Consider the following 24,008-nt stretch of genomic DNA (forward strand, 5'->3'; position numbering starts at 1 on the left):
ACGATAATAAAGGAAGTCTGTAATGCCACCTAAAATACTCATTGTTGAAGATACAGAATCGCTAGCGCTGATGTACCAATCATATTTGATCCCAACCGGGGTCGAAACACGCATTGCCTACAATGGTGAACAAGCCGTCGTTGCTCTGCAGGAGTTTGAGCCTGATTTAGTGATTTTAGATGTTATGTTGCCAGATATGAACGGGCTAGATATATTATCCTCTTTAGACCCTGACTCAGCTCCACAAGTGATTGTTTTAACAGGGCATGCCACTAAAGAAATGGCAATCAAAGCCATTAAACTCGGTGCCAGTGACTTTCTAGAAAAACCAATCGAAGCAGATCGTTTTCGCATTACAGTAAACAACGCATTAAAACTTAAAGATTTAAAACAAACAGTCAAAAGCTATCAAACAACTTACGAGAACGGTAAATACTATGATTTGATTGGTAGCTCATCAGAAATGCAATCTGTTTACCAAATCATAAAATCAGCATCGGCAAGTAAAGCCACAGTGTTTATTACTGGTGAAAGTGGTACCGGTAAAGAACTGTGCGCCCGTGCGGTACATTTAGCGTCACCGCGTGCGAATAAACCCTTTGTAGCCCTTAACTGTGCAGCAATACCAAAAGATCTAATCGAAAGTGAAATATTCGGTCACTTAAAAGGGGCGTTCACTGGCGCGATTGCCAATCGTGAAGGGGCGGCTGGCCAAGCTGATGGTGGTACGTTGTTTTTAGATGAACTATGTGAAATGGACATCAACTTACAAAGTAAGCTACTGCGCTTTATTCAAACCGGTTGTTACCAGCAGGTAGGCAGCGAAAAAGAAGTTAAAGTAGATGTGCGCTTTGTGTGCGCCACCAACCGCGACCCATTATTAGAAGTGCAAGAAGGCCGTTTTCGTGAAGACTTATATTATCGCCTACATGTTATCCCTATTGCCTTACCACCGTTGAATCAGCGTGGCAAAGATGTGATCGAAATTGCCGATGCATTATTTAAAAAAATAAGTAAAGAAGAAGGCCGTGCATACAAAGGCATGTCAGAAGGCGTTAAAAATCTATTTTTGAGCTATGGCTGGCCTGGTAATGTTCGCCAATTAGAAAACACCATACGTAACATTCTTGTTTTGCATGATGAATCTTACATTGAAGCGAGTATGATACCAGCACTACCAAACGCACAAAATCAATCACAACCAGTAGCAGCAACTGTTAATACTGTAGCCTCGGAGGTGATGCCGTCACAAAGCTTTACATCGCCATCAACTGAAGCCACTCCTGTTATCAGCGAAGTTGCAACAGCATTTTCTCAAGCCGATATTGAACCGCTTTGGTTGGTAGAAAAACGTTATATTGAGCAAGCCATTGATGCTTGTGATAACAATATTCCTAAAGCTGCAGCTCTTTTGGATGTGAGTCCATCTACGATTTATCGTAAAATTAAAAGCTGGGAAGAGATGCAAGTAAGCTAGAGCTATAGACTCTATCTAGCTGCTTAAATTGCTGCTCTCCAGAAAAACGTTGTTTAACAAGTCTTTGTGCATTGCCTAGCATGTAGCTTCTTTGATCAACACTCAACATAATTACGTTGTTCAGCTGTTTATGCAAAGCATCGCTTGTACTTTCAGTCATCATTAACCCATTTGATAGGTGATTAATTATCTGAGGTAACTGACCAACAGGCGATGCAATAACGAGTACCCCGTGTGCCATTGCTTCTAGTGCCACCATAGGTAGACCTTCAGCCCGAGAGCAGATCACCAATACATCGAGTTGTTGCCATATTTGTTGTTGCTCACACTGTCCATGATAACTCACCGCTGACATATCAAGCTCATTGAGCATAGGGCCATCACCAAACATATGAAATTTTAAGTTTGCCGTGTTGAATCGCTTGGCTGTTTCAATAAAAATGTCAGGGCCTTTTTCATGGGATAAACGACCAACAAATCCGACGTTTAATTGATCATTATTTTTTAGACCTAATACTTTAGTAGATTCATTTACCTGAATAAAATTTTCAAGTAATTCAGCATTGTAAAGCTCTTCGGTGAGTTTGCTAGACACAGCAAAGTTAAGTGAAAAGTAACTTAGTAGTTTGTCGAGCTTATTGTAAAAATAAACCTTACCCGTGCCTGCTTCACCGGCATGATAGGTTGAAATACAAGGGCGGTTTTGCCAGCGACACACTAACTTGCCCATGATACTTGCCTTGTACCCATGGGTATGGAGTAACGCTGAGCGAGGAAACATTTTTAGTATTTCGTTCAAGCTTTTTAAATTTCCGCCAGCAAAACCGAAAGTGATATTTGCATTTTCTAAGCGATTATATAATTCACGGTTATTATGATCTTGATAAAATAGTACCGAGCTCATAATATTATATCGTTCTAACAGCTTACTCATGGCAATCAAATGGCTTTCGATGCCACCAATTAAGCTTGAATCTACGAATAAAATAACACTATATTTCATATTCACTCCAAGGTGAGACCATGATAGATACTGCGACCTATACGCAATTACAACAGGATGTTGGTGACGACCTAGCAAAACAACTTTTGCAGGTATATATCACTGAGTCCCGCCAAATCGTTGCTGATCTTGCTGACGCAACGAAACAGTCTGAAATCGAAATAAATGCCCATAGTTTAAAAAGCAGTAGCCGTAGTTACGGGGCATTAGCCGTAGGCGGCCTTGCAGAACAAATTGAGCAAAAAGCGAAGGCATCACAATTTGACGATGAACTACAAAGCTTAATAGCCTTACTGCAAGACCAATTTGCACAAACGCTAACTCACGCGCAAAGTTTGATTGCTACTGACTAGTTCCTCAGCTTCTAGGCTTAACGGCATTTTTAATATTTCGCCAAATACATTACTTAGCTGCTCAATGTCGTGCTGCTGGTTTGGCGATTTAACAACATCGTCAAAGTGAGACACAATTTCACTAAGCGCATCTAAAGAGATACTCATGTCACAAAACCGGTAACCAAGCATGCCTTCGAGCCAATCAACCGGTTTCATATCGAGCGATTTAATTACGCTGGCTTCTTTGGCAATATTTTCGATAAACAATCGGCATGCTGATGTTTGTTGAACCGCTTTAGCTATGTCTTCAACTAACATGGCAGGCATTACACTGGTAATTAAACTTCCAGGGCCAATTATTAGCATATCGGCGTTTTCAATAGCTTGAACCACACCAGGAGCAGCATTCACATCTTGTGAGAGCGTTAAATAGTCTGGGAGCTCTTCTTGTGAATCAATATCGCATTCACCAAATACTTTTATGCCTGATGACATAACAGCTAGTAAATCGGTCGGCTCGTCTGACATGGGTAGAATCGTTTCTGAATTACCCAACATGGCATTGAACCATGCAACCGCTTGAGTTGCTGAGTTAGTTTGTTGGGTTAAGCTTAATAAGGCTAAATTACCAAGGCTGTGGCCATTGAGTTCACCCCCATCAAAACGGTGGTGAAAAACTTGGTGGATTAATGAGTCACTATCAGCTAATTGCAAACAACAACGTCTAATATCACCAAGGGCAACTACATCTTGGCTTTGACGTAATTTACCTGTGCTGCCGCCGTTGTCTGTGGTTGCAACGATAGCTGTCAGTTCGGCGCAGTGAGGTCTAATTGCACTTAACATATGGGATAAACCGTGTCCGCCGCCTATGCATACTATTTTCATAACTGTCACCTTGGTTAAACTTGATTAATATTTAGTTAGCATGGCCCGTACCAAGTGTTCGGATTTATATAACACAATGAAATTTAAATAATTTATTTTGATATTTTTATGGCTAAACTGAGAACTGTTTTCTATATTTGCAATATGCGATGCAATATTAACTAGGAATGGCAATGGCAGAGTTAAACTTAGAGCAATTACAACTTGAGCTAACAGCATTTCATGGCATAAATGATAGCCGTGCATTAAAAGCTCAACTTGAAAAAGTGCTTCTGCCATATTTTTCGTTTAAAGAGTTTTGTTTAATAAATTTCGAAGATTCAAAAGCATCCCTCGAAATGCGTACTATTAAGTACATTGAATTTGACGAAACAATATTAAAGTCAAAGATACAACAAGCGCAGTCACAGTGGTTATTTAATGAAGATAACTCACTGTTTTATAGTAATGAGTTCGTAAATAACCTAATTTTTCATGTTGATATCTCTGAACACACAACGCAGTGCTTGGTCTTTTTCGATATAAAAGAGCAGGCTAGTTTTAATGATAAATCACAAACCGCAATCAAAATCTTATTACAGCAAGTAGCGGTTCAATTAGCTGCGCAAACAAGGCTTAACCGGCAAAAGTTTCACTCAACCTCTTTACTAACAAGACTAGGCGAGTTATCTGAGTTATTTAGAGACTTTGCCAGCGAATGGTTTTGGCGTACTAATAAAGATGAGCACTTTATTAATGTTTTAACTACCGCCAGCCACAGTAACTTATACAAACGTCATTTTTTACATAAAAATTTTGATGCCATCATCACTGAGCAGGAACAAAATCAGTTAAAAAAGTGGTCGCACTTTAAACACTTGCTGGCTGAGCATGCCGAGTTTTTAGATTTTGAATTTGAAGTTAATTCGTCGCCTCCGGCCTGGGTCTCTTTAAGTGGTAAGCCACAATTTGATTCAAGCGGGAAATTTCGCGGCTATTTAGGTATTGCCAAAGATATCACTGTCAATAAAGACCGCGAGCAAGCACTACAATTAGCAAAAGAAAAAGCAGAAGAAGCAAACCAAGCAAAGTCTCAGTTTTTAACGGTGATGTCTCATGAGATCAGAACACCTATGAACGCCATTGTAGGCATGTTGGAGTTGTTAGCCGATTCAGAACTTAATGACAAGCAAACACGTTGGCTCGATTACGCAAACTCAAGCGCTGACTTATTACTTGATTTGATCAGTGATGTACTGGATTTTTCAAAAATTGAAAGTGGCTCGATGGAGCTTGATGTTAAAGCGACAGATATAAATGCGCTGGTTAAAAATATTACTGCACAGTTTCAAGAAACCACTCAAGGCTCTAATGTCTTGTTTACCACAGAGATAAGCGATGGCTTACCCAACAAAATTAATATTGATGGGGTTCGGGTCGGGCAAATTCTGTTTAATATTTTAGATAATGCCTTTAAGTTTACCAAAGTAGGCACCGTCAATTTCAGAGCAGATTTTAATGATACCCATTTGTTATTTGAGATAGCAGATACTGGGCAGGGAATCTCTCAATCTCAAATAGCCAGCATTTACGATGCCTTTAAACAGCATGATTATGGTGTAAATCGACAAGTTGAAGGGATTGGCCTTGGACTTAGCATTACCAAAAGCCTAGTTGATTTAATGAAAGGCGAGATTAGAGTAGCTAGTGCAATCAATATTGGTACTAAATTTAATATTTACATACCATACTCTATCGTCGCCGATGATCAGCAATCAATAGAGCATGAACAAACTCTTGAGCCCATGGCTATTCTTGTTACTGAAGATAACAAAACCAACCAAGTGCTAATCAAAACCTTTTTAGAAAAGCTCAATCACCATGTCACCCTTGCAGATAATGGCCAGCAAGCAATTGATAAAGTACAACAGCAAAACTTCGATTTAGTTTTAATGGATATGATGATGCCAGTGATGGATGGTATTACAGCAACTAAATACATGCGTGAAGAATTAAAAATGACTTTACCCATTGTCGCCTTAACAGCCAATGCATCTCATCAAGATAAAGCCACTTGCTTAGAAGCAGGAATGAACAAAGTGCTGACAAAACCCATTCGCTTTCATGATCTAAACCGCGCACTGCGTATTTTGTTTAGCCAATAAAAAAGCCCCAAATGGGGCTTTTAAAATGAAACTCGACTTTACAACACCATTGCCGCAACCCAGCCAGCAACAAGTAGCGGAATATTAAAATGGATGAAAGTAGGTACTACTGAATCCCAAATATGGTCGTGTTGACCATCTGCATTTAGGCCAGATGTTGGGCCAAGTGTTGAGTCAGAGGCAGGGGAGCCTGCATCACCTAGCGCTCCAGCAGTACCAACCAGTGCTGCAGTAGCCATAACAGAAAAGTTTAATTCCATACAAAGTGGTACAAACAGGGTGGCTATAATTGGCACTGTCGAAAACGAGCTACCAATGCCCATGGTGATCAATAAGCCAACGAGTAAAATTAATGCTGCGGCAAGTGGCTTGTTACCTTCAATCATTCCTGCAGCAGAGCTAACTAATGAAGCAACATCACCGGTTGCTTTCATCACCGAAGCAAAGCCTTGCGCAGAAATCATAATAAAGCCAATCATCGCCATCATAGCAATACCTTTGCTAAATACATCGCCGTTTTGCTCAAGCTTTACAACACCAAATAAGGTAAATATAGCTACCCCAACAAGACCACCTAGGATCATAGAGCCGCTAATATTTTGTGCCACTAATGAACAAAGTACGGCGGTAATTCCCACTGCTAACACCTTTTTAGGCTGCTCAATGACAACCTCTTGCTGTTGCTCTGTTAGGCTGTGAGACTCGTAACTACGGCGTTTTCGATAAGATATAAACACCGCAACCAATAAACCAAATGACATCCCAATGGCTGGAATGATCATTGCAATCGGCACTTGAGTATTAACAATCTCTAGGCCATTTTCAGTGAGGTTCTTGTGTAGTATCGAGTATAAGTAAATGCCACCAAAACCATAAGGTAGCACCATGTAAGAGGTGGCTAAGCCGAAGGTTAAGATACACGCAATTGCTCGTCTATCAAGGCGTAACTTGTTAAACACCACAAGTAGAGGCGGAATTAGAATTGGGATAAAAGCTATATGTACGGGTATCAAATTTTGCGACGAGATCGCACACAGCAAAATAATACTCAATATAAGATAACTAAGCGTCGTTTCGCCTTTATGGCTATTCTCGTTTACTTGCTTTAGTAACTTAGACGCTAAAATACGTGTTAAACCTGACTTAGAAATAGCCACCGCAAATGCACCTAACATCGCATAGCTAAGTGCTATTTCAGCGCCGCCCGATAAGCCATCATTAAATGCATTAACGGTTTGTGATAAACCAAGGCCTGCGGTCAAACCCGCAATAATTGCGCTTACCGTCATCGCCACAATGACATTAATTCGACAAAGTGTCAGGATCAGCATCAACATAACACCGACAATTACTGCATTCATATTGTTCTCTATTTGGCTGTTTTGAGAGAGTTTAACAGAACTCGTACGCGGTTTTTGCGATTTTGGTTATATGATTGCTGTTGGTAACGTACTTCGATGATTATTTGCTCAAACTCACATAAATATGCCTCTGTTCTAGGCTTTTGCTGTTTAATTAAAGCAATATTTTGTAGTGGCGTGTTGGTATCAAGTGGCTCAATGCCTTGCTTTTTTGCCCACAGGTAAAGCTTAGTGATGTCATTAACCAGCGGCTCTCTACTTCGAATAGGGCGTTTGTTATATAAGAAATAGCCAGTAAAGCTCACTAATAATGTGCCTAACACAATTAAAGGCGTTAGCCATGCTGACTTATTACCAAACAGTGAATCAAATAAATTTTGTTGTGATTCTTGGTCAAACGTAAGCACCCAGTTAGTCCATTTATAGTCGAGCTCTTCAAGATGAATTCTAAGCCAGTTTATTGCTTTAAAATGACTCCAGCGCTTTAGACCAAAGTTAAGATTGTCGTTAAAGCTTTCGTTTAAATCACCCAGTTGTGATAACGAACCGTTTAAACGCTCAGGAGCAACAACAGCGGTAGCATCAAAAATATGCCATTTTTCATCAAAGAACACTTCGACCCATGCATGGGCATCGTATTGATAAATGTTAAGCGTAGCGGCTTTAGTTTGCTCTCCACCTAAATAACCCGACACAACACGGGCAGGGTAGCCGGCAACACGAAACATAAATGCAGCGGTGCTGGCATAGTGACCACAAAAGCCACGTTTGGTATCAAACACGAACTGGTCTAGCGTATTATCACCATACATGGGTGTAGGTGTTAATGTGTAAGCAAACTGCTGCTGATTAAAGTAATCAAGTAGCGCGTTAAAGTAAGCTTGCGCATTTTCATGATCAGCAGCCAGCTGATTTGCCAGTGCCGTTGTTTGTGGATTAGTTGTTTTCGGTAAGCGGGTATATAAGCGTTTTTCAAAGTCATTTAGACTCAGCATAGCCTCACTACTGGTTACCGCGTATTTAATGTTTTTGTTTAAGTTACCTTTGCGCTTTAACAAACCATTGTAGGTTGAGTGCACATCAGAATTAGCACTTTGCGCAAAGCCAAGCCCAAACAACCAGTTTGATGATGAGGGCTCTGCAATAACCTGATAATTAACGCTATTACTTTGAGTAATTGTACGGCGAATTGGGTTAAATTGTTGAGACTTCAAAATGTCCGATATTAACCATTCACTGCCATTAAACTCATCATGAATAAGGCTGCGCCAGTAATAGGGGGCTTGTAAGGTTTGCCCTAGCTGTTGCTCTACCCGAAAAACCAAGTCATCTGACTCAGCTAATTTCGCAATAGAAAAGGGGTTAACTTGCTCTGATAAACCCGTTTTAGCAAGCTTTGGCCCCGGTAGCTGCCAAAACGCTGGAATTTTAGGTAAAAATAAAATCAAAAACGCCGCTATGGGTAAGGCTAGTAGTATGGTTTTAAAACTTTGTTTGTTAGCGGCCTTAAAGCTTTGCGGGCTAGTTAAATAGCCAAGTACCGCGAAGTTAACAATATAAAGTACACTGACTACCAAGGTTTCAAATAACCCTTGATGAAACAAATACACCGTTGAAAGGTTAAAAAACACCAGTAAACACACAGTTTGATACTGTTTAACAGTTTTCGCTTGTAGCAATTTAAAGCTGCTAGCAAGTAGCATCATGGATACAAATAGCTTGACCGTATCGCTCACGCCAACCAGAACAAATAAAGCAACTAAGCAAACCGCAGCCAAAATATTCGCCACCAATCCATTTAGTTTTTTATAAAACTTACCTAAAAACAAGTTTAAAAAGCTTAGGCCCGCCAATATGGCAAAGAATGGAGTAGGTACTTCAGTAAACAAAAAGCCACTGGTAACAATAAACAGCAGTGATAAAACGGTATTTATAAGCGGTGTATTCATAATTAAAACTCCGCTAATGCTTGCAAGCAGGCTTTTTGATGGTTGACCCCTTGGCCTTTCGCTATGGGTTTATTGGGTAAGGTTAACGAAAACGCCATTTGTTGGTCGGTTAATTGGTTCACCAAAAAACATAACTGGCTTAATCTATGCTCATTATTGCCACTCAACATATTGAAATTAAGCGCTAATTCCTGTGATGCGTCACTGGTAAATTCTTTCGTTAATAGTTGCTGAGTTTTAGCGTAGTGTTTCCACGATACCTTATTAAGCGCTGTTCCTTTCACAAAAGGGGTAAGCTGATAAAAGTCATCATTACCGGCTTTAACTTGTGCGTTATCGCCATCGTGTTCGTCATTGTCATGGAGCTGAGTATCAAGCTTTTCAGCGGCGATAGGTTGTGGGTAAACATAAACCGTATCTGTTGGCTCTATATAACTCCACACAGACACCAAACCAAATGGAAAGTGGCTAATGATTTTTATTCTATCAAAGCTATATGCACCACGTTCACTGCATTTTAGCGCTATTTCAACGGTCTTTTTCTCTTTACTTTGCAGTGACACAGTTTCAGATTTAAAGTTGTCATTAATAAGTTTTATAAGTTCACAGTATGATTGTGCTTGAATTTGAAAACGCGCAATAGGGGCTTTTGGCGCATAACTTTCGTTTACTGACTGGTATTTAACCGACAAACCTCTCACATTTTTATAGCCGGTGAGTATCGCAAACACCAAAACAACCACCATTAAATACGCCATGGCTAAAATCAGGTTGTTTTGATAGTTAATGCCCATTACAAAGTTTAGTAAGGCAATTAGTAAAAACTGCCCACCAAGTTTTGAGGGTAATACATAAATCGTTTTATGTTGAAGCTCAATTTCGTTCATTTTATGCTTGTTTTTTAATAACTTATTAAAAACAGACTGACGAAATTGATCAATAAAAGCAGGGCGCTTAAACATGTTCTATAAGCTTACAGGCACATGTTTAAGTGTATAGCCGCTGTCATCAGCGTTTAATCCAAGCCTGTGATCAGTCACACTAGGAAAAACAGCTTGTACATCTTCAGGCATTACAAAATCACGACCTTCAATATACGCCCATGACTTTGCAGCTCGGGCAAGCGCAATGCTGGCTCTTGGAGATAGTGGGTTTACAAAATGGTTATCTTGGCGAGTAAACGCAACTAGCTCAAGGATATAATCAACCACCGAGTTGCTGATCGTTACTTTGTTAATTTCTTTTTGAATAACAGAAAGTTGCTCAGGATTAATACGAACAGGCAAGTCGTCATAATTACGATTGTTTAGGCCTAAAATGAGGTTTTTCTCAGCTTGTTTATCAGGAAAACCTAAACTAATACGCATGAAAAAGCGGTCTAATTGTGACTCTGGTAACGGGTAAGTGCCAGATTGATGCACAGGATTTTGCGTAGCAATCACAAAAAATGGCGATGGTAGGGCGTGTTTAACCGAATCTACCGTCACTTGTTTTTCTTCCATAGCTTCTAATAGCGCACTTTGTGTTTTAGGGCCGGCACGATTAATTTCATCACCTAAAACAACTTGGCTAAATACTGGGCCTTGATGAAATGAAAAACTATGTTCTTTAGCATCAAAAATGTTTGTACCAAGAATGTCAGAAGGTAATAAATCGCTAGTGAATTGAATGCGTTGATATGACAAGCCAAGAACTGCGGCAAGTGCATGAGATAAAGTGGTTTTTCCCATGCCTGGTAAATCTTCAATTAACAGGTGGCCTTCACTAAATAAACACGTAAGGGCGAGTTTGATTTGTTGTTGTTTACCAAAAATAACCGTTGATAAGTCATCTATAATGAGTTGGATTGTCGAATTCATAAACTACTTAGTTTGTTATGGTTTCCATCAATTCTAGACGTTTCATAACAGAGTCGACTTTTTTTGCGTTGAATGGTTTAGCGATAAAACCTTTAGCACCTAATTCCCAGGTGTTTTGCACATTCTCAAGACTATTGTGGCCAGAGCACATAACAACATGAGTATGAGGATGGCGGTCATTTAAGTATTCAAGAATATCCGTACCGTCAGTATTAGGTAGTTCAATATCAAGAAAGATAACGTTAGGCGACTTTTCTTCAATAACGGTTTTAGCTGATTCAAAATCTCGACTTTCTAAAATATCGTCAAAACCAAGACCAGTTAAAATTTGATTTAGATAGTCGCGGATATCTTGCATATCATCGATTATCAAAATAGGTTCTAACGGCTTCACAAATTCCATATCGTTTACATCTTATCGTTACATCTCAAGTTGATAGTTTTAATATAAGTCATGAGATAACTAAGCTCAAGAAACAAGCACTAATAAAATGAATAATATGATAAAACACTACCAAAATGTCCGATACCGTCTAGTATTGGACTTAACATGCACAGAGAATAGGTGTAGATATGTATAGATACTTTACTTCCTATAATTTATATTATGTTAAATAACGTATTTATCTTTATAATCAGGTTCATTGGTCGTTAGATTTTAAGGTTTTTTAGCCCCTTTTTTACTTAATTTGGGCTTTCACGAATTTTTAGCCTTTTATGAGGTTCTCATTTTTACTTTGTAAATTTTCAAGCAAACTTACTTCATTCCAATAAGCCCACAACGGTGACTTTTTACTAACCTAGATTTGATATGTCTTACTTGTACGGCTCCCCAAAAATATAAAATCAATTTTGTTTTCACTGCCCGTAACCGTTATGGCTTTAAGTTCATTAACTATGATTGATTTCTACAACAGCTGCTCGTTATAACGAAAGCCATGTAGATGCCCTACAAGCTCAAATTGAACACCTTTATGATTTAGTTGAAGCCAGTGAAACCCTTAAAATCATTGGTAATGACTTAATCAAAATGAGTGATCAGCTTGCTTTAAAAGATATTGTGTTAAAGTATGGAGATAAGAAAACTGCATAAGATTTATTATGGCCGTTTTTAACGGTCATAATACTAAAAGGAATTATATGAAAAAAGAAATACCAAGAACTGAATTAATAAGAGGAAAACTCCCTGTCTTTTCGAGGCAAACAGCCTTTTCAGAACTTAATGACAAACATTCAGGGTATCGAAAATCAATGATATCGATGGCGATATTCTCATTACTTATCAACTTTTCTGGTATAAGAATCACAAAATCAGAGTTTGGAATTATCGGCGGCACAATATCGAATCCTGATATTATCCCACTCTTTTTGTTTATTATTTGTTGCTACTTAACAGTTTTGTTCGCTGCATATACCTCTTGTAGGCATAGCTTCTATGGCTTAAGTACAAAAAACTATATAAAAAGCACATTTTTTCGAGAGCTTGGTGAGGCAAGATTAACAGAACAACTATTTATATACCTCAAACAAAATATTCCAAATTTAGTTGATATCTACATTCCTGACTCACAAGGTGACCATCGAACAATTACATTCAAGCTCTTTTTCAAAAAATATCTAACTGGAGATGTTCAAAATAAGATTATTGAAACAGCGAAAACATATGGATTTGAAGTTACCTGTAGCAAAAAGCCACATAATACGATTACTGCGTATAGTGGTTATGAAGACGTAGTTGACCAATATTTTAACTGGACTTTTATCCCTTCTGTTGATGATGAAACTTTTATCGAAAACTACTACAAACCTCTTAGACTAAAAGACATTAGTAACTTTATAGAAATTAGGCTCCCTTTATATTTTTCAATTGCAGCTATTTATAGCTACGCCTTACAATTTGATTCTTTGATGGAATTTATTTCTTAGGATATTAAAAAGCCCACGAAATTGCGGGCTTTTTAGGTTTAAACCTTTAGAAGAAAGATTAATCTACTTTAAAGCTTCAGATAATGCATTAACTATTTCATCATAAGATTATTTTCTGACTTACTTGCCAAATGCCTTGCAGTAGCTAAACATACTCGTTTTATAAATGCTTCAGTTAGCAGTTTGGCTGATAAATATTTACCTAATGTCGCTATCATGATTTACCCTGTAGTTTCGTTATATCTTCACCGTGTTTTCAATTACATGCTTAATCCAAGTTATGTCTGTTATCAATGCGGCAACGAAGGCGATCTCGCCTCCAATTTGCACAATTACAATGAAAAGTAAGCTTATTGAGTTTGCATCGACTGTCATGCCCTACCCTTACCTTAAGATATTAAGAGAAATAAACTAATGCGCCCTTTATCTCAGTCCGATTGAATAAACATTAATCTTTAGTGTAATATCTCAAAGTCACCAGCGACAACACAGCCTATTCAAGTTTCTTTGTAGAGGTAGACGACATCGAATCCGGGCGCTTCACAGTACTAAATTGGGAAAAATGGTAACGTAGAAGTTGACCTATCTCCAATTCTAAAGTTATTAAAAAAATAAGTCATTCTGCAAGGAACTAAAATGACTCTGACAGATATTCTTCTATTCTGCTTAACAATTATTACTGTTTGTATTCCATTATATTTTAGAAAATATCTTTCAGAGAAAGGTAAAAACTTAGCTACAACTCAAGACATAGACAAAATTACGACTATTGTCGAAACCGTCAAAACAGAACATGCAAAAAAGTTAGAAGAAATTAAACAAAATTACCAACTTGCACTATCCACTAAAAACAAACACCAAGACTTAAAAATCAAGATCTATTGTGAAGCAATGGAAGCTATAAGCAGAGCTTCAAATTGTTTTGTCATGTTTTGTGACTTTACATATTCAGCAAAACATTTTAATGACGAACTAAAGTATGTAGGTTTTTCTATTTCTAAGGTTCAAGTTGTTGGAAATACCAACACTGTTAATAGCGTGCTTGAAGTGTTAGGGGTTTTTAACAAGGGAACTCTTGAACTAATGAAAGCTAGAGTCCCAATATTAGATAAAATCGAACTCATAAATTCACTAACAAGTGAGTTAAATGAATGCGGTCAAGCCGATGCAGAAAAAATCAACAATAGATTGAACGATTTAGAAAGTAGCATAGTTGATGACCAGCTTTCCTTTTCTCAACTATGTGTAGAAAAACATGATGAAGTAAGTGAGGCACTACCCCCTTTTATATCTGCCATAAGGCAAGAATTAGAATTAACGCCGCTAGATTTTGATCAAATAGGAAGCTTTTTAAGCGATATGAGCTCTACTTTTGATAGCTTTGTCGATGATATGAAAAAATACAATTAAAGCTTTGGTTAAATAATTATAAATTTCCCATTGAATTATGATAATTATTGAAAGGGATCGTTTTGTGGATTATATTACTAACAAGTCACATATTTTTGTTGTGACTGTCACACAGGAATTGATGACAAAGGGCTATTAAGGGAACACTTCCCTGAGGAGGTGACAAATGTTTGATTCTATTAAAAAATTCTTTACATATAAACCAAATACTGATGAAATCAAAGTTAAGGTTTCAGGTGGTAAGTATTTTATAGCTGATTTAAACTCACTTTCGAAAAGTGAAGTTGTCAAGCAGCAAGTAAAGCAAGCTAGGTCTTATGTAAAAAGAGCTAGTTGAGGAAAGCGCCTTAATGGCGCTTTTTTTATAGGGAAATTATGATTAAACCTACAGTTATTTTTATTATGGTTATCACTATTGCTGGCCATATCTACAGAAAGACTAACTATAAATTATATCCAAAATACGAGGCATCAGAGGGTTATCATACCTTTTTACTTGCAGCGTCAACTGGCATGTTGCTTTTTGTGTTTTCATATATTTTTGTAACTGATGTTTCTCATTATAGTTTTGCCAAGTCTATAGGAGCTTGGTTTAGTTCTAAATTAAGCATCCTGACCCCTTCTGTTGGTCAAAATTTTGAAATTGTTAATTTAATTTCAGTATTATTCTTCACAATTGTTTTCAGTTGGCTTGTGCCTAAACTTAAACTCTTTGTTGCTTCTTTCCGAGAAGACTCACCTCTTTACAACAGCTGGAAGGCAGCTGCGAGAAAAGATTTAACTCCTGAGTTTACTCATTTAGCATTTAATTCATGGGAATACGGGTTACCCGTAGCTTTAACTCTGTCTAACAATAAAGTATATATAGGTTATATTTCTGAAATTGGTATTGATAGCAATGATATACATTTGCTGCCAATTTTAAGTGGCTATAGATGTGATGATACAAAGGATCTTGTATATCTGATTGATTATAGCCCTGTAATTAGGCATATCCTTGAAGAGGAATGTACTGAAGGTAATGGAACAACAGATGTTGATTTAGCTAATGAGGAACTCGATAATGATGATTCATCGAGTACAATAGAACCCAATGATATTTATAAAAAGTTTGCAATTGCAATACCTCACCGAGAAATAATCCATGCAAACTTACATGATACAAAATATAAGAAACACTTTGATCGCTTCAGATATGATCGAAGTGAAGTAAAGGCTCAAACAGTTAAAATAAACTCAGAATTGATAAAGTAACTTTATAATCTCATATAAACACCCTCACATGCATTATTGGCAATTTTAGAAACTTCATAACTGACCGTTTTGGTAGTGAAGCGAAAGATAAAGTTGTGCCCGAATACGAATCAGAGTGGTTAAATGAAGAAACCATTTCGGAAATTCACTTCCCCCAATCAAACGCCCTAGCAACACCCAGCGCTATTTCATGCAATACAACAAAACCCGCACCGTAGAGAGTTGCCCAAGCAGGGATAATGATAAAGTCGAGAGTTGAGGTTGATGATGAAACTGAGACTTCTTGGTAATTAGTAAGCCATGGGTAAAAACCAAAGCAGTAAAATATAACAATTGGAGCAGCAAAGAGTACTAAACGTAGTTTTCGTGCTTTAAAAAACGGTATAAATGAAGCTCCTAGCATCAATAATAACGGCACGAACACGTATATCAACGAGATAAAATCATTCAGCGTTATGCCTAAACCTATGGTTAGAATCAGCATGAATAAAGCAGTGAAAATGCGGTAAGCGGCTGTAAAATTCATAGTCATTCCTTGTAATTTACCTACAACCACCCTAGCACGCTTAATTATAAATGACTATTTTATAGACCAATTTGCCTATTACAGCCGATACTTTCTACAAAATATTTATCATGACTCACAAGTATAAACCCACCTTTAAAGCCCTGTAATGATTGAGCCAAGAGCTGTTTTGATTCTAGGTCGAGATGATTATCGGGCTCATCGAGTAACAAAAATGCGGTGCTTTCAATATTACTGACGATACACATGGCGAGCTTCATTTTCTCGCCACCACTTAAAAGCGCTGCATGTTTAAAAACAGCGTCTTTTCTAAAGCCAATACTGGCAAGTAGAGTTCGTGTGGTGGTCTCATTAAGGTTTTTACAATAAGTTATCACGTTTTCAAGCAGGGTTAGCTCGTTGTTTATTAATGTAAAATGTTGGTCTAAATAATAGAGTGCTTGATTGCAATGTAACTGCCCTGCTTTTACTGGTATTTCGTAGTTCAGGGTTTTGAGTAAGGTTGATTTACCAGTACCATTTGCGCCAGCTAAATGAATTTTATCATCACTGAATACCTGAAAATTAAGTGGCTTTTGTGTGCCGTGAGCTATTACAACCTCCTCCAGGCTAAGTACCTTATGATGCTTAGCTTGATTTGATTGCGCTAAGTAAAATTGCTGCGCTTTAGTTTGTTCAAGCTGGCTAGAAAGCTCTTGTTTATTACGAGTGAGTTCACCTTCTCGCTTAGCTGTGTTTTTACTTTGTGATGATAAATTGGCGCTGGCTTTATCTTTTTTAGCATCCATCAGCACTTTAGGTTGGCTGCCTGATTTTCTTAGGGCGGTGCCCTGACTTGCTCGTTTTTGTGTTTTTTGCTTTTGTAGTTGCTCTGCTGCCTTGAGCTTACTTTGCTGTTTAACAACGTGGTTTAATTTGTTTTCAAGGGCAGCAACTTGCTGCTGTTTTTGTATTTGGTATTCAGAGAAATGCATACCATATTGTGTTAAGCCAAGGGTTGTTAGCTCCCAAATTTCATGGGCTTGTTCTAGTAATTCTATGTCGTGACTTATTAGTAATAATTGCCCATTAAAGTTGTGTATTTGCTTTATAAGCCAGCTTTTGCCTTTTTCATCTAGGTGGTTTGATGGCTCATCCAGTATTAAAATGTCGGGCTTTATGCAGGTAAATAGTGCCCAAAGCTTTAATTGGCTAAGCTGGCCACCACTTAAATGTTTGCTTAAGGAGTTAGGGGTTTTGTTGTTTATGCCAAGCCTTACAAGTTCTGCATTAAAGCGCTCTTCTAAATCCCAATTGCCTTCAAGTAAAGATAAATTTTGCTCTGTAACTTGCCCTTGGTTTATCGCATGAAGGGCTTTAAACACAGGCTCTTGCCCAATAGCCTCTGCAATTGTTAGGTTATCAACCTGATTCACATCGTTCATTTGCTCATAAAAGCCAAGGGCTGAATTACAAACAACCGTACCAGAGCTAGGCTCTCTTTGCTTAGCAAGTATTAACGCTAAGATAGATTTACCACAGCCATTTCTGCCGATTAGCGCGGTGACTTTAGCAGTGAGTGAAAATGAAAGGTCGTTAAATACAACATCGCCATTGCCATGTTGGTAACATAAATTAAAAGCTTGAAGATGTGGCATAGTGCCTCCTGTATTACAGGGGCATAAGCATTTGATCACACGAGAAGTAATATAATGTAAGTGATAGTGAGCAACGCCTACTAACCCTGTTGGTCCAAAAAGATAAAAATGAAATTGGATAACAGGTTTAGTTGTTCATGTTGGCGGTAACTCCTAAGAAGTGAGGCTAGATAATAACCACCCTCTGCTCAAATAGCAACGAGTTATGATAGTCTTAAATTATTAGCTTCTTAAAGGAATGTATTTTGAATTTAGTTAAAAGCCCTCTTGCCTCGCAAAACCCAATTCAAGTTAAGATGCAAATTAATGAAAGTAAACGTGTATTTGTTATTGGCGATTTAGATGCAGATTTAACTAAATTTGAACAGGCGCTTTGCTCTGTTAATTTTAACCCAAGCGAAGATATCTTGTTTTCATTGGGCGATGTGATTGACCGGGGTGAGCACAGCATTGCGTTACTTGCGCGTTTTAAAGAGCTTGGTGTACATATGTGCCTTGGTAACCATGAGCATATGTTGCTTGAGTCATTACTTACTAATGATAAAGGTTACTACCGTTTATGGGTTGAGAACGGCGGCCGTTGGCACCTAGAAGCAAGCGATGAAGAGCTCGCATTTGCCTGTAAGCAGCTACTTAAATGCCCGCTTTCTTACTATGTTGAATACGGTGCATTAAAAATTGGTTTATCACATACCATCTGTGCTGATTGGGATTGGCAAAACCCTACAACCGACAAACAACAAGCGATTGGCGCATTGCTTTGGGATAGAAGCTTAACCAAAGCGAAAAAGCCGGTAATAAATCCAAGTATCGACTTTTCTGTGCATGGCCATAACACCACCCAAAAGCCCTATTGGCTTGGCAATAGTTACCATCTTGATACCAATTATCTCAGCGGTAAGCCCACCATTGTTGAGCTTAGCACGCTGATCAAGTAGTTTTCATCAATGTAAACTTGCCAGTCGTTCGACCGTTTTCTCTTCAAGGTATTTTTTGTAGGTTAACCTTGCATGCCACAGTTGCTCATCGGTTTCTTGAATGTAGATGATAGGGCCGGCAATTTTGCTCGCTAAACTCGTAAGTTTACTGTATTCACGCGTATCAATTTTGCCATCGCTGAAGTAGCTTTGCGCGGTATTTAAAAACTGATCGTCTTTATAAATATCGCTATGCCAAATAAGCGAGCGATACATACTAGCGGTTATTTCGGTTGGCTTATCGTTGGAACGAAAGATTTTAACTTCGGTGTAAATTGAATTACCGGTAATTACAATCCCTATTAACGACAGCGTCGTAAGAGTCATCATCCATTTCATGCTCTATTCCTCACAGTTAGGTACTAATTTAACTATAGGAGAGAAAGATGAATGTATGCTGTTTATTTAATCAATTAGGATTGGCAAAACTATTTTCTGGAGACTTAATTATTGTTTTTAGTCCCTAATTTACTGCTTTGGGATAAAACATTAATTTGTGTATTAGGCTAAAAGGCCTAATACACAAGCATCACACTAGTGAAGCGCTGCTGTAAACGGAATATTTTTACAGATTTCGGCTTCTGCGATGAGGATCTCTTCAAGGCGTGTATCAACATCTTGCTTATCGAAATACTCGTAGGCAAGTTCAACGAATAAGTTTTTATGTTTTTCTTCTGATTTAGCAATCGCGACATAAAACTCTTTTTCTTTGCCTGCTGGTAAGGCTTCTGCTACAAGCGAAAAGCGCTCGTGTCCGCGTGCTTCAATAACGCCTGCTACTAATAAACGGTCCATTAAAAATTCATCACGACCATTTCTAAATACCGCACGAATTTGTTTGATGTAAGGATCTTTTTGGTCATTGCCAAGAGATACATCACGTTCCATTAATAGCTTTAAAACTTGCTTAAAGTGAATCATTTCTTCCAGAGCTAAGTCTGTCATGGCTCTAACAAGCTTACGACGGTCAGGGTAATGAGAAAGCATAGACATAGCCATACCAGAGGCTTTTTTCTCTGCTGCAGCATGATCTTGTAAAAAGGTATCGAAGTCAGCTAAGACACCTTCTGTCCATTCAAATGGCGTGTGGTATTTCAATTCAAACATGATAAGGAACAACTAAACTTATAATGGCGGCGATTTTAACGTATTTTACGTGTGATTATAACCAAGAGATTTATCAATTTTACCACTTCGGGTCGATGATACTTTATCGGGGTGTTTTATATCATTCCACGCTGTGACCTTACCGCCTATATTAAGCTGTTTAAAGTTAATTGGCTGCTGAGTGTTTAAAAACTGCTGTAGTAATTGCGAGCTGTTTGAGTCTGCTACATTAAGTGTTAATAACTGCTGTTCACGCCCTTTGAAGTAGTCTGCTACTTGCTGTTGGTGGCGGTTATAACACGCTGTTAAGTATTCATCAGATTCTAACTCTGCCAAGCTGTAATGGCCAAATACATCGAGGTAGCAGCGCTTTAAATGGATATTAAAGCCACCGTCTGGGCGCATTAAATTAGTGTGCATACGTGCTAATAACTGCCTAATCGAAGGCAGCCATTTAGTTAAATCACGTTCAAGGTTAATAAACCGGCTATTTGCAAAATGTTTATCAAGTAAGGCGTATTCGCTAAATACCGGGGTATCGGCAATAACATCTGCGGTTGTAATTGCTTGTTGGGTATAGGCTGTGTGGGCGGTTTTATATCCGAGTTGTAAAAAGCTATTACAGATACTGGTTGTGCCGGTTCGTGGCAAACCGATTATAAAAATTTTAGAGCTCATGGCACCTGATCAAGTGATAACCACAGAGACTTATCATCTACAGGAGTTAACTTAGGTAATTGGTTATTCTTTAATTCTATAATAATTTTGTCATGAAGATGGGCATTTTTAATGAAATCACCATTATATTTAAAAAATAGCTCGTCAAACTCACCACTTTTACGCATAACTTTTAAACCCTCATTCACTGCTTTTGCAATTTCAGGATTATCTTTATTAAAAAAGAAATAAATTGGGCTTTGATATTTCAGCATTAGTTGCGGTAATACAACTAGGTCAATTTTTTTCTCATAAAAATTTTTTTCACTCTCTATTTCAAGCAAAGAACGTGGAAATAACTGCCCTCTACCTTTATCAAGCATAACAAACAGTGACTCAAAATCTTGTGCGGTAGCGACGGTCAAATCGTTATCTCTTAAAATAAAGGTATCTGGCCAGTCCTCACCTTGTATAAAAATAATATTCTTTAAATCTTCGAAGGTTTTTACTTGGCTAAGATAAGGTAATTGTTTCTGTGTTGTGAACATTAACCGCCAACCAAAAAGCCCTTTGAAAATGGGGGTTCTAAGTGGTAACAACCTATTTTCACGATCAATATTAGTCATACTCCAGTTTACGTTTATGCCTGACCCTGTCTCTATTTCTTTAAGAACTCGGTTTTGACCTAACAGCTCAGATGCAGGATCGATAGTAAATTTATAACCACTTCTTTCAAGAGCGGTACGGAGGAGTATGAGCGGATAAAGTGTTTCTTCATTAAGGTTTGGCATCGTCTTAGGGTAAATCACCCTAAGAGTTTCAGGAGGAGCGTTAATGTTTTTTTTAGCATTGATTGTTTTCACATTAGCCATACTGATACTTGATAAAAGCAGAAGAGATAGTGTGAAAACAACTTTTTGCATATTAGAACACCTGTGTAACTAATAACATCACTGCACTGATCAACATAGTTAAGAAAGTTAGCATCATCCCTAATACACGTAATTTCATCAGATTATCAGCGAGTGCATAACTATGACAAAAACGGCCAGCCAAGAGCATTGCCCCTAAAATATAGCAATAATGGCTTGGAAGACCTTGGTACTCTAATAAAAATAGCATAATCAAGGAAAATGGCACATATTCAATAAAATTAGCATGAGCGCGTATTGCCGCTTGTAGGCTAGCATCGCCACCATCGCCAAGTGAAATGCGTTTTGCTTTACGCAGTTTAATTACACGAAAGCTAAGTTGAATGTATAAAATGGCCAAAATGGCAGCAAACGTTGAAACAATCACAGTTTTTCCAATTTTTATTTAAAGTTAGACGCTTAGCACTGTTTATTGCTAGGCTGTTAAGTAAGTAGTTAGGTTAGCTCAGTATGATATTTAATGTCTAACAGTTCTTAAGGAAGTGCATGTTTACGCCAAGAAAAATCGCCGATAACTACCGCGAGATGATCAGTAGTATCGGTTTTTACCCTTCAATGCTCTCTGTGGTGTTTTTAGTATTTGGATTAGTTACCACAGCAGTCGAGTATTCGTCTTTATCAATGGAATTTAAAAAGCTAATTGGCGTGTTATTGGTCGATAGCGAAGAGAATGCTCGAACCATCCTCAGCACACTTGCAGGCAGTATTATCTCATTAACCGTTTTTAGCTTTTCTATGGTTATGGTGGTGCTTAATAGTGCCAGTGCGAGCCTTTCACCGCGTGTGTTACCTGGGCTTATTACCCGTAAGTCACACCAATTAGTGCTAGGGTTTTATCTTGGCAGTATTATCTACACCATATTAATGTTGATAAACATACGCACCATTGGCGATGGCGACATGGGGATCCCATCGCTCGGTATCTTCTTTTCTTTGGTGTTTGGTTTAATTTCGCTGGGCTTTTTTGTGTTTTTTATTCACTCAATTTCAAAAGCAATTCAGGTCGATAATGTACTAAACGACTTGTTTAAAAAAACCAAAAGCGAGCTTAAATGCATAATTGACATGCAACAAGAAAACCCTGTTGAACATTTTCCTGAGTTTGATGACTGGCATAGTGTTAAAAGTAAAACAGAAGGCTACTTTAAGGGCGCTCATACCGACAAATTGTGCGCCTTGTGCCAACAGCACGGTATAAAAATTTATATTTCGGTTAAGCAAGGTTTCTTTACGGTTAAAGGTTATCCGTTTTTAAAGTGTGATACTGACTTATCTGACAAACCTGAGCTAGTAGAGCAATTACTAGACTGCTTTATCTTTTATATCGAAGAATATATTAGCGATCATTACCGCTACGGTATGACGCAAATTTCAGAAATCGCTGTAAAAGCTATGAGCCCGGGTATTAACGATCCCGGTACTGCGGTAAAAGCCATTGATATGTTGAGTATATTGCTCATATTGCGTTTAGACATTTACGATGTGAACTACTCGCTTAAACGATGCGAGAACAATCAACCGCACTTATTTATACACGAAACGTCATTCGATGAATTACTGCATGATAACTTTACGCCAATTCGTAACTACGCAAAAAATGATGCCTATGTAATGGTGAATGTATTAGAGGCGTTTAAAAACATATTGTTTAGGGCATCTGATAACGAAAAAGCAACTGATAGTCTATTTGTTTACTTAGGGGCGATTATTGAAGATGTAGATACGCATATTAGTAATGAGTACGACCGTGAACAAATTACTAATATGCTAAAAGCGATTGCTCGTATTTCAGAGCAACAGGGTGAAAAATTGCTGGCAAGGTTTGCCAGCAAAAAATAACTGAATTTAGTTTTCGATTAGATATACCGCATAGCTGCTTGCGGTAATCGTAAGCTCACCACCGTTGTATGCATCAGGTACATAGTTATCTGGTGCTGCTTCTGCCATAACCATTTTACTGGCACGCATATAAGGTTGGCTACCTGTATCGAGTGGGCTACTTGATGCAGTATAAAGGCCTTTAAGTTCAACCCCGTAATCACTGGCAAATTCTTTTGCAGCAGCACGGGCATCTTTAATAGCAAGTTTTTGCGCTTTCTTTTGTAGCTCTTCGTACTTGCTTGATAAAAACTGAGTTTGATTAATCTCATTAATACCCGAGTTCACTAGTTGCTGAAGCATTATTGGGTATTTTTTTATATCAGTTAACGTAACAGATAAACTACGCGTTACTCTGTAGCCTACAAAGTTTTGCTTACCTGTTTCGCGGTTATATTCTGTTTGGCGATGAATTGAGATATTAGAGGCATAAATGCCCTTTTCTTCTACACCTTGGCTTTTAGCAAGCTTAATTGCTTTCGCCATGGTTGCATCGGCTTTGTTTTTAGCGGCAATTAAATCTTTATCTACTTCAACAATACCTACTGTCAGTTTAACGTTATCAGGGATTGCTTTAACCGTTGCGTTACCTTGAATATAAATATGTGGCGCATCAGGTGTTGCTTCTGCTAATGCATTAAAACTTAGCGCGGCGGCCATAGCGGTAAAAACTAACTTACGCATAATA

At 38.1% G+C, this 24,008-nt stretch carries 25 protein-coding genes; 10 read left to right on the plus strand and 15 right to left on the minus strand.

The window, feature by feature from the left end; all coding sequences use genetic code 11:
* Positions 1–22 precede the first annotated feature (22 nt).
* The gene (locus AADY36_RS08395) at positions 23–1,477 is read left to right on the plus strand and encodes a sigma-54-dependent transcriptional regulator (protein WP_239963711.1); all 1,455 of its coding nucleotides are present in this window, start codon (positions 23–25) and stop codon (positions 1,475–1,477) included.
* On the opposite strand, the gene AADY36_RS08400 is transcribed toward AADY36_RS08395, so the two are convergent.
* Complete coding sequence (locus AADY36_RS08400; protein ID WP_342408841.1) at positions 1,446–2,480, minus strand: glycosyltransferase family 4 protein; 1,035 nt, start codon at positions 2,478–2,480, stop codon at positions 1,446–1,448. The two genes, AADY36_RS08395 and AADY36_RS08400, sit on opposite strands and share 32 nt — an antisense overlap.
* Before the next feature lie 20 nt (positions 2,481–2,500).
* On the opposite strand from AADY36_RS08400, the gene AADY36_RS08405 reads away from it, so the two are divergent.
* Positions 2,501–2,833: an Hpt domain-containing protein gene (locus AADY36_RS08405; protein ID WP_054561483.1), complete on the plus strand. Its 333-nt coding sequence runs from the start codon at positions 2,501–2,503 to the stop codon at positions 2,831–2,833.
* Here AADY36_RS08405 and AADY36_RS08410 read toward each other — a convergent pair.
* Positions 2,798–3,703, minus strand: a complete 906-nt coding sequence (locus tag AADY36_RS08410; RefSeq protein WP_250659276.1) for a gluconeogenesis factor YvcK family protein — start codon at positions 3,701–3,703, stop codon at positions 2,798–2,800. The genes AADY36_RS08405 and AADY36_RS08410 overlap by 36 nt on opposite strands.
* A 173-nt stretch (positions 3,704–3,876) precedes the next feature.
* On the opposite strand from AADY36_RS08410, the gene AADY36_RS08415 reads away from it, so the two are divergent.
* The gene (locus tag AADY36_RS08415; protein WP_055197144.1) at positions 3,877–5,847 is read left to right on the plus strand and encodes a response regulator; all 1,971 of its coding nucleotides are present in this window, start codon (positions 3,877–3,879) and stop codon (positions 5,845–5,847) included.
* Positions 5,848–5,885: 38 nt separating this feature from the next.
* Here AADY36_RS08415 and AADY36_RS08420 read toward each other — a convergent pair whose 3' ends face one another.
* Genes AADY36_RS08420 through AADY36_RS08440 form a run of 5 tightly spaced genes read right to left on the minus strand, consistent with a single transcriptional unit; the run spans position 5,886 to position 11,419 of the window.
* Positions 5,886–7,208, minus strand: coding sequence for a Na+/H+ antiporter family protein (locus AADY36_RS08420; RefSeq protein ID WP_342408842.1), 1,323 nt, complete (start codon positions 7,206–7,208; stop codon positions 5,886–5,888).
* Positions 7,209–7,216: 8 nt separating this feature from the next.
* Positions 7,217–9,157 (minus strand): transglutaminase family protein, encoded by a 1,941-nt coding sequence (locus AADY36_RS08425; RefSeq protein ID WP_342408843.1) that lies wholly within the window; start codon positions 9,155–9,157, stop codon positions 7,217–7,219.
* Positions 9,158–9,159: 2 nt separating this feature from the next.
* Positions 9,160–10,119: a DUF58 domain-containing protein gene (locus AADY36_RS08430; protein WP_342408844.1), complete on the minus strand. Its 960-nt coding sequence runs from the start codon at positions 10,117–10,119 to the stop codon at positions 9,160–9,162.
* A 3-nt stretch (positions 10,120–10,122) separates the two neighbouring features.
* Positions 10,123–11,016 carry an AAA family ATPase gene (locus tag AADY36_RS08435; RefSeq protein ID WP_342408845.1) on the minus strand — a complete coding sequence of 298 codons (894 nt, stop codon included), beginning with the start codon at positions 11,014–11,016 and terminating at the stop codon, positions 10,123–10,125.
* A 7-nt stretch (positions 11,017–11,023) separates the two neighbouring features.
* On the minus strand, positions 11,024–11,419 hold the full coding sequence (locus AADY36_RS08440; RefSeq protein ID WP_054561476.1) for a response regulator: 396 nt from the start codon (positions 11,417–11,419) through the stop codon (positions 11,024–11,026).
* Positions 11,420–11,917: 498 nt separating this feature from the next.
* On the opposite strand from AADY36_RS08440, the gene AADY36_RS08445 reads away from it, so the two are divergent.
* From AADY36_RS08445 to AADY36_RS08465, 5 genes are all read left to right on the plus strand, one after another.
* A complete protein-coding gene (locus AADY36_RS08445; RefSeq protein WP_342408846.1) occupies positions 11,918–12,109 on the plus strand; it encodes a hypothetical protein in 192 nt (63 codons plus the stop codon).
* 47 nt (positions 12,110–12,156) lie between these two features.
* Positions 12,157–12,942, plus strand: coding sequence for a hypothetical protein (locus AADY36_RS08450; RefSeq protein WP_342408847.1), 786 nt, complete (start codon positions 12,157–12,159; stop codon positions 12,940–12,942).
* Positions 12,943–13,578: 636 nt separating this feature from the next.
* Positions 13,579–14,352 (plus strand): hypothetical protein, encoded by a 774-nt coding sequence (locus AADY36_RS08455; protein WP_342408848.1) that lies wholly within the window; start codon positions 13,579–13,581, stop codon positions 14,350–14,352.
* 166 nt (positions 14,353–14,518) lie between these two features.
* On the plus strand, positions 14,519–14,689 hold the full coding sequence (locus tag AADY36_RS08460; RefSeq protein ID WP_171041546.1) for a hypothetical protein: 171 nt from the start codon (positions 14,519–14,521) through the stop codon (positions 14,687–14,689).
* Positions 14,690–14,727: 38 nt separating this feature from the next.
* Positions 14,728–15,606: a hypothetical protein gene (locus tag AADY36_RS08465; protein WP_342408849.1), complete on the plus strand. Its 879-nt coding sequence runs from the start codon at positions 14,728–14,730 to the stop codon at positions 15,604–15,606.
* A 145-nt stretch (positions 15,607–15,751) separates the two neighbouring features.
* Here the strand turns inward: AADY36_RS08465 and AADY36_RS08470 are convergent, their stop codons facing one another.
* Together AADY36_RS08470 and AADY36_RS08475 are read right to left on the minus strand one after the other, a co-directional pair.
* Entirely contained in the window at positions 15,752–16,132 is a 381-nt protein-coding gene (locus AADY36_RS08470; protein WP_342408850.1) for a hypothetical protein, read from the minus strand.
* Positions 16,133–16,191: 59 nt separating this feature from the next.
* Positions 16,192–17,769 (minus strand): ATP-binding cassette domain-containing protein, encoded by a 1,578-nt coding sequence (locus AADY36_RS08475; protein ID WP_342408851.1) that lies wholly within the window; start codon positions 17,767–17,769, stop codon positions 16,192–16,194.
* A 245-nt stretch (positions 17,770–18,014) separates the two neighbouring features.
* On the opposite strand from AADY36_RS08475, the gene AADY36_RS08480 reads away from it, so the two are divergent.
* The gene (locus AADY36_RS08480; protein ID WP_342408852.1) at positions 18,015–18,707 is read left to right on the plus strand and encodes a metallophosphoesterase; all 693 of its coding nucleotides are present in this window, start codon (positions 18,015–18,017) and stop codon (positions 18,705–18,707) included.
* Between the two features lie 6 nt (positions 18,708–18,713).
* Here the strand turns inward: AADY36_RS08480 and AADY36_RS08485 are convergent, their stop codons facing one another.
* From AADY36_RS08485 to AADY36_RS08505, 5 genes are all read right to left on the minus strand, one after another.
* Positions 18,714–19,085, minus strand: coding sequence for a hypothetical protein (locus AADY36_RS08485; protein WP_055197077.1), 372 nt, complete (start codon positions 19,083–19,085; stop codon positions 18,714–18,716).
* Positions 19,086–19,280: 195 nt separating this feature from the next.
* A complete protein-coding gene (gene miaE, locus AADY36_RS08490) occupies positions 19,281–19,853 on the minus strand; it encodes a tRNA-(ms[2]io[6]A)-hydroxylase (RefSeq protein WP_054561468.1) in 573 nt (190 codons plus the stop codon).
* Between the two features lie 45 nt (positions 19,854–19,898).
* A complete protein-coding gene (locus tag AADY36_RS08495) occupies positions 19,899–20,531 on the minus strand; it encodes a sulfotransferase (protein ID WP_342408853.1) in 633 nt (210 codons plus the stop codon).
* Positions 20,528–21,433, minus strand: coding sequence for a substrate-binding periplasmic protein (locus tag AADY36_RS08500; protein WP_342408854.1), 906 nt, complete (start codon positions 21,431–21,433; stop codon positions 20,528–20,530). Before AADY36_RS08500 ends, AADY36_RS08495 begins: the two co-directional genes overlap by 4 nt.
* Position 21,434: 1 nt before the next feature.
* Positions 21,435–21,809 (minus strand): MAPEG family protein, encoded by a 375-nt coding sequence (locus AADY36_RS08505; protein WP_054561465.1) that lies wholly within the window; start codon positions 21,807–21,809, stop codon positions 21,435–21,437.
* 119 nt (positions 21,810–21,928) lie between these two features.
* Here AADY36_RS08505 and AADY36_RS08510 point away from each other — a divergent pair, with 119 nt between their 5' ends.
* On the plus strand, positions 21,929–23,281 hold the full coding sequence (locus AADY36_RS08510) for a DUF2254 domain-containing protein (RefSeq protein WP_342408855.1): 1,353 nt from the start codon (positions 21,929–21,931) through the stop codon (positions 23,279–23,281).
* A gap of 6 nt (positions 23,282–23,287) precedes the next feature.
* Here the strand turns inward: AADY36_RS08510 and AADY36_RS08515 are convergent, their stop codons facing one another.
* A complete protein-coding gene (locus AADY36_RS08515; RefSeq protein WP_342408856.1) occupies positions 23,288–24,004 on the minus strand; it encodes an SIMPL domain-containing protein in 717 nt (238 codons plus the stop codon).
* Positions 24,005–24,008 lie beyond the last annotated feature (4 nt).

It is taken from the genome of Pseudoalteromonas sp. D15MCD-2 (assembly GCF_038562745.1).
Classification (GTDB): Bacteria; Pseudomonadota; Gammaproteobacteria; order Enterobacterales; family Alteromonadaceae; genus Pseudoalteromonas.

Excerpts from the sequence above, each read along its gene's own strand:
- AADY36_RS08460 (WP_171041546.1), top strand. The coding sequence starts at position 14,519 with ATGTTTGATTCTATTAAAAAATTCTTTACATATAAACCAAATACTGAT.
- AADY36_RS08510 (WP_342408855.1), top strand. The coding sequence starts at position 21,929 with ATGTTTACGCCAAGAAAAATCGCCGATAACTACCGCGAGATGATCAGT.
- AADY36_RS08500 (WP_342408854.1), bottom strand. The coding sequence starts at position 21,433 with ATGCAAAAAGTTGTTTTCACACTATCTCTTCTGCTTTTATCAAGTATC.
- AADY36_RS08400 (WP_342408841.1), bottom strand. The coding sequence starts at position 2,480 with ATGAAATATAGTGTTATTTTATTCGTAGATTCAAGCTTAATTGGTGGC.
- AADY36_RS08415 (WP_055197144.1), top strand. The coding sequence starts at position 3,877 with ATGGCAGAGTTAAACTTAGAGCAATTACAACTTGAGCTAACAGCATTT.
- AADY36_RS08425 (WP_342408843.1), bottom strand. The coding sequence starts at position 9,157 with ATGAATACACCGCTTATAAATACCGTTTTATCACTGCTGTTTATTGTT.
- AADY36_RS08440 (WP_054561476.1), bottom strand. The coding sequence starts at position 11,419 with ATGGAATTTGTGAAGCCGTTAGAACCTATTTTGATAATCGATGATATG.
- miaE (WP_054561468.1), bottom strand. The coding sequence starts at position 19,853 with ATGTTTGAATTGAAATACCACACGCCATTTGAATGGACAGAAGGTGTC.
- AADY36_RS08405 (WP_054561483.1), top strand. The coding sequence starts at position 2,501 with ATGATAGATACTGCGACCTATACGCAATTACAACAGGATGTTGGTGAC.
- AADY36_RS08410 (WP_250659276.1), bottom strand. The coding sequence starts at position 3,703 with ATGAAAATAGTATGCATAGGCGGCGGACACGGTTTATCCCATATGTTA.
- AADY36_RS08430 (WP_342408844.1), bottom strand. The coding sequence starts at position 10,119 with ATGTTTAAGCGCCCTGCTTTTATTGATCAATTTCGTCAGTCTGTTTTT.
- AADY36_RS08435 (WP_342408845.1), bottom strand. The coding sequence starts at position 11,016 with ATGAATTCGACAATCCAACTCATTATAGATGACTTATCAACGGTTATT.
- AADY36_RS08455 (WP_342408848.1), top strand. The coding sequence starts at position 13,579 with ATGACTCTGACAGATATTCTTCTATTCTGCTTAACAATTATTACTGTT.
- AADY36_RS08450 (WP_342408847.1), top strand. The coding sequence starts at position 12,157 with ATGAAAAAAGAAATACCAAGAACTGAATTAATAAGAGGAAAACTCCCT.
- AADY36_RS08495 (WP_342408853.1), bottom strand. The coding sequence starts at position 20,531 with ATGAGCTCTAAAATTTTTATAATCGGTTTGCCACGAACCGGCACAACC.
- AADY36_RS08485 (WP_055197077.1), bottom strand. The coding sequence starts at position 19,085 with ATGAAATGGATGATGACTCTTACGACGCTGTCGTTAATAGGGATTGTA.
- AADY36_RS08475 (WP_342408851.1), bottom strand. The coding sequence starts at position 17,769 with ATGCCACATCTTCAAGCTTTTAATTTATGTTACCAACATGGCAATGGC.
- AADY36_RS08515 (WP_342408856.1), bottom strand. The coding sequence starts at position 24,004 with ATGCGTAAGTTAGTTTTTACCGCTATGGCCGCCGCGCTAAGTTTTAAT.
- AADY36_RS08395 (WP_239963711.1), top strand. The coding sequence starts at position 23 with ATGCCACCTAAAATACTCATTGTTGAAGATACAGAATCGCTAGCGCTG.
- AADY36_RS08470 (WP_342408850.1), bottom strand. The coding sequence starts at position 16,132 with ATGAATTTTACAGCCGCTTACCGCATTTTCACTGCTTTATTCATGCTG.
- AADY36_RS08465 (WP_342408849.1), top strand. The coding sequence starts at position 14,728 with ATGATTAAACCTACAGTTATTTTTATTATGGTTATCACTATTGCTGGC.
- AADY36_RS08420 (WP_342408842.1), bottom strand. The coding sequence starts at position 7,208 with ATGAATGCAGTAATTGTCGGTGTTATGTTGATGCTGATCCTGACACTT.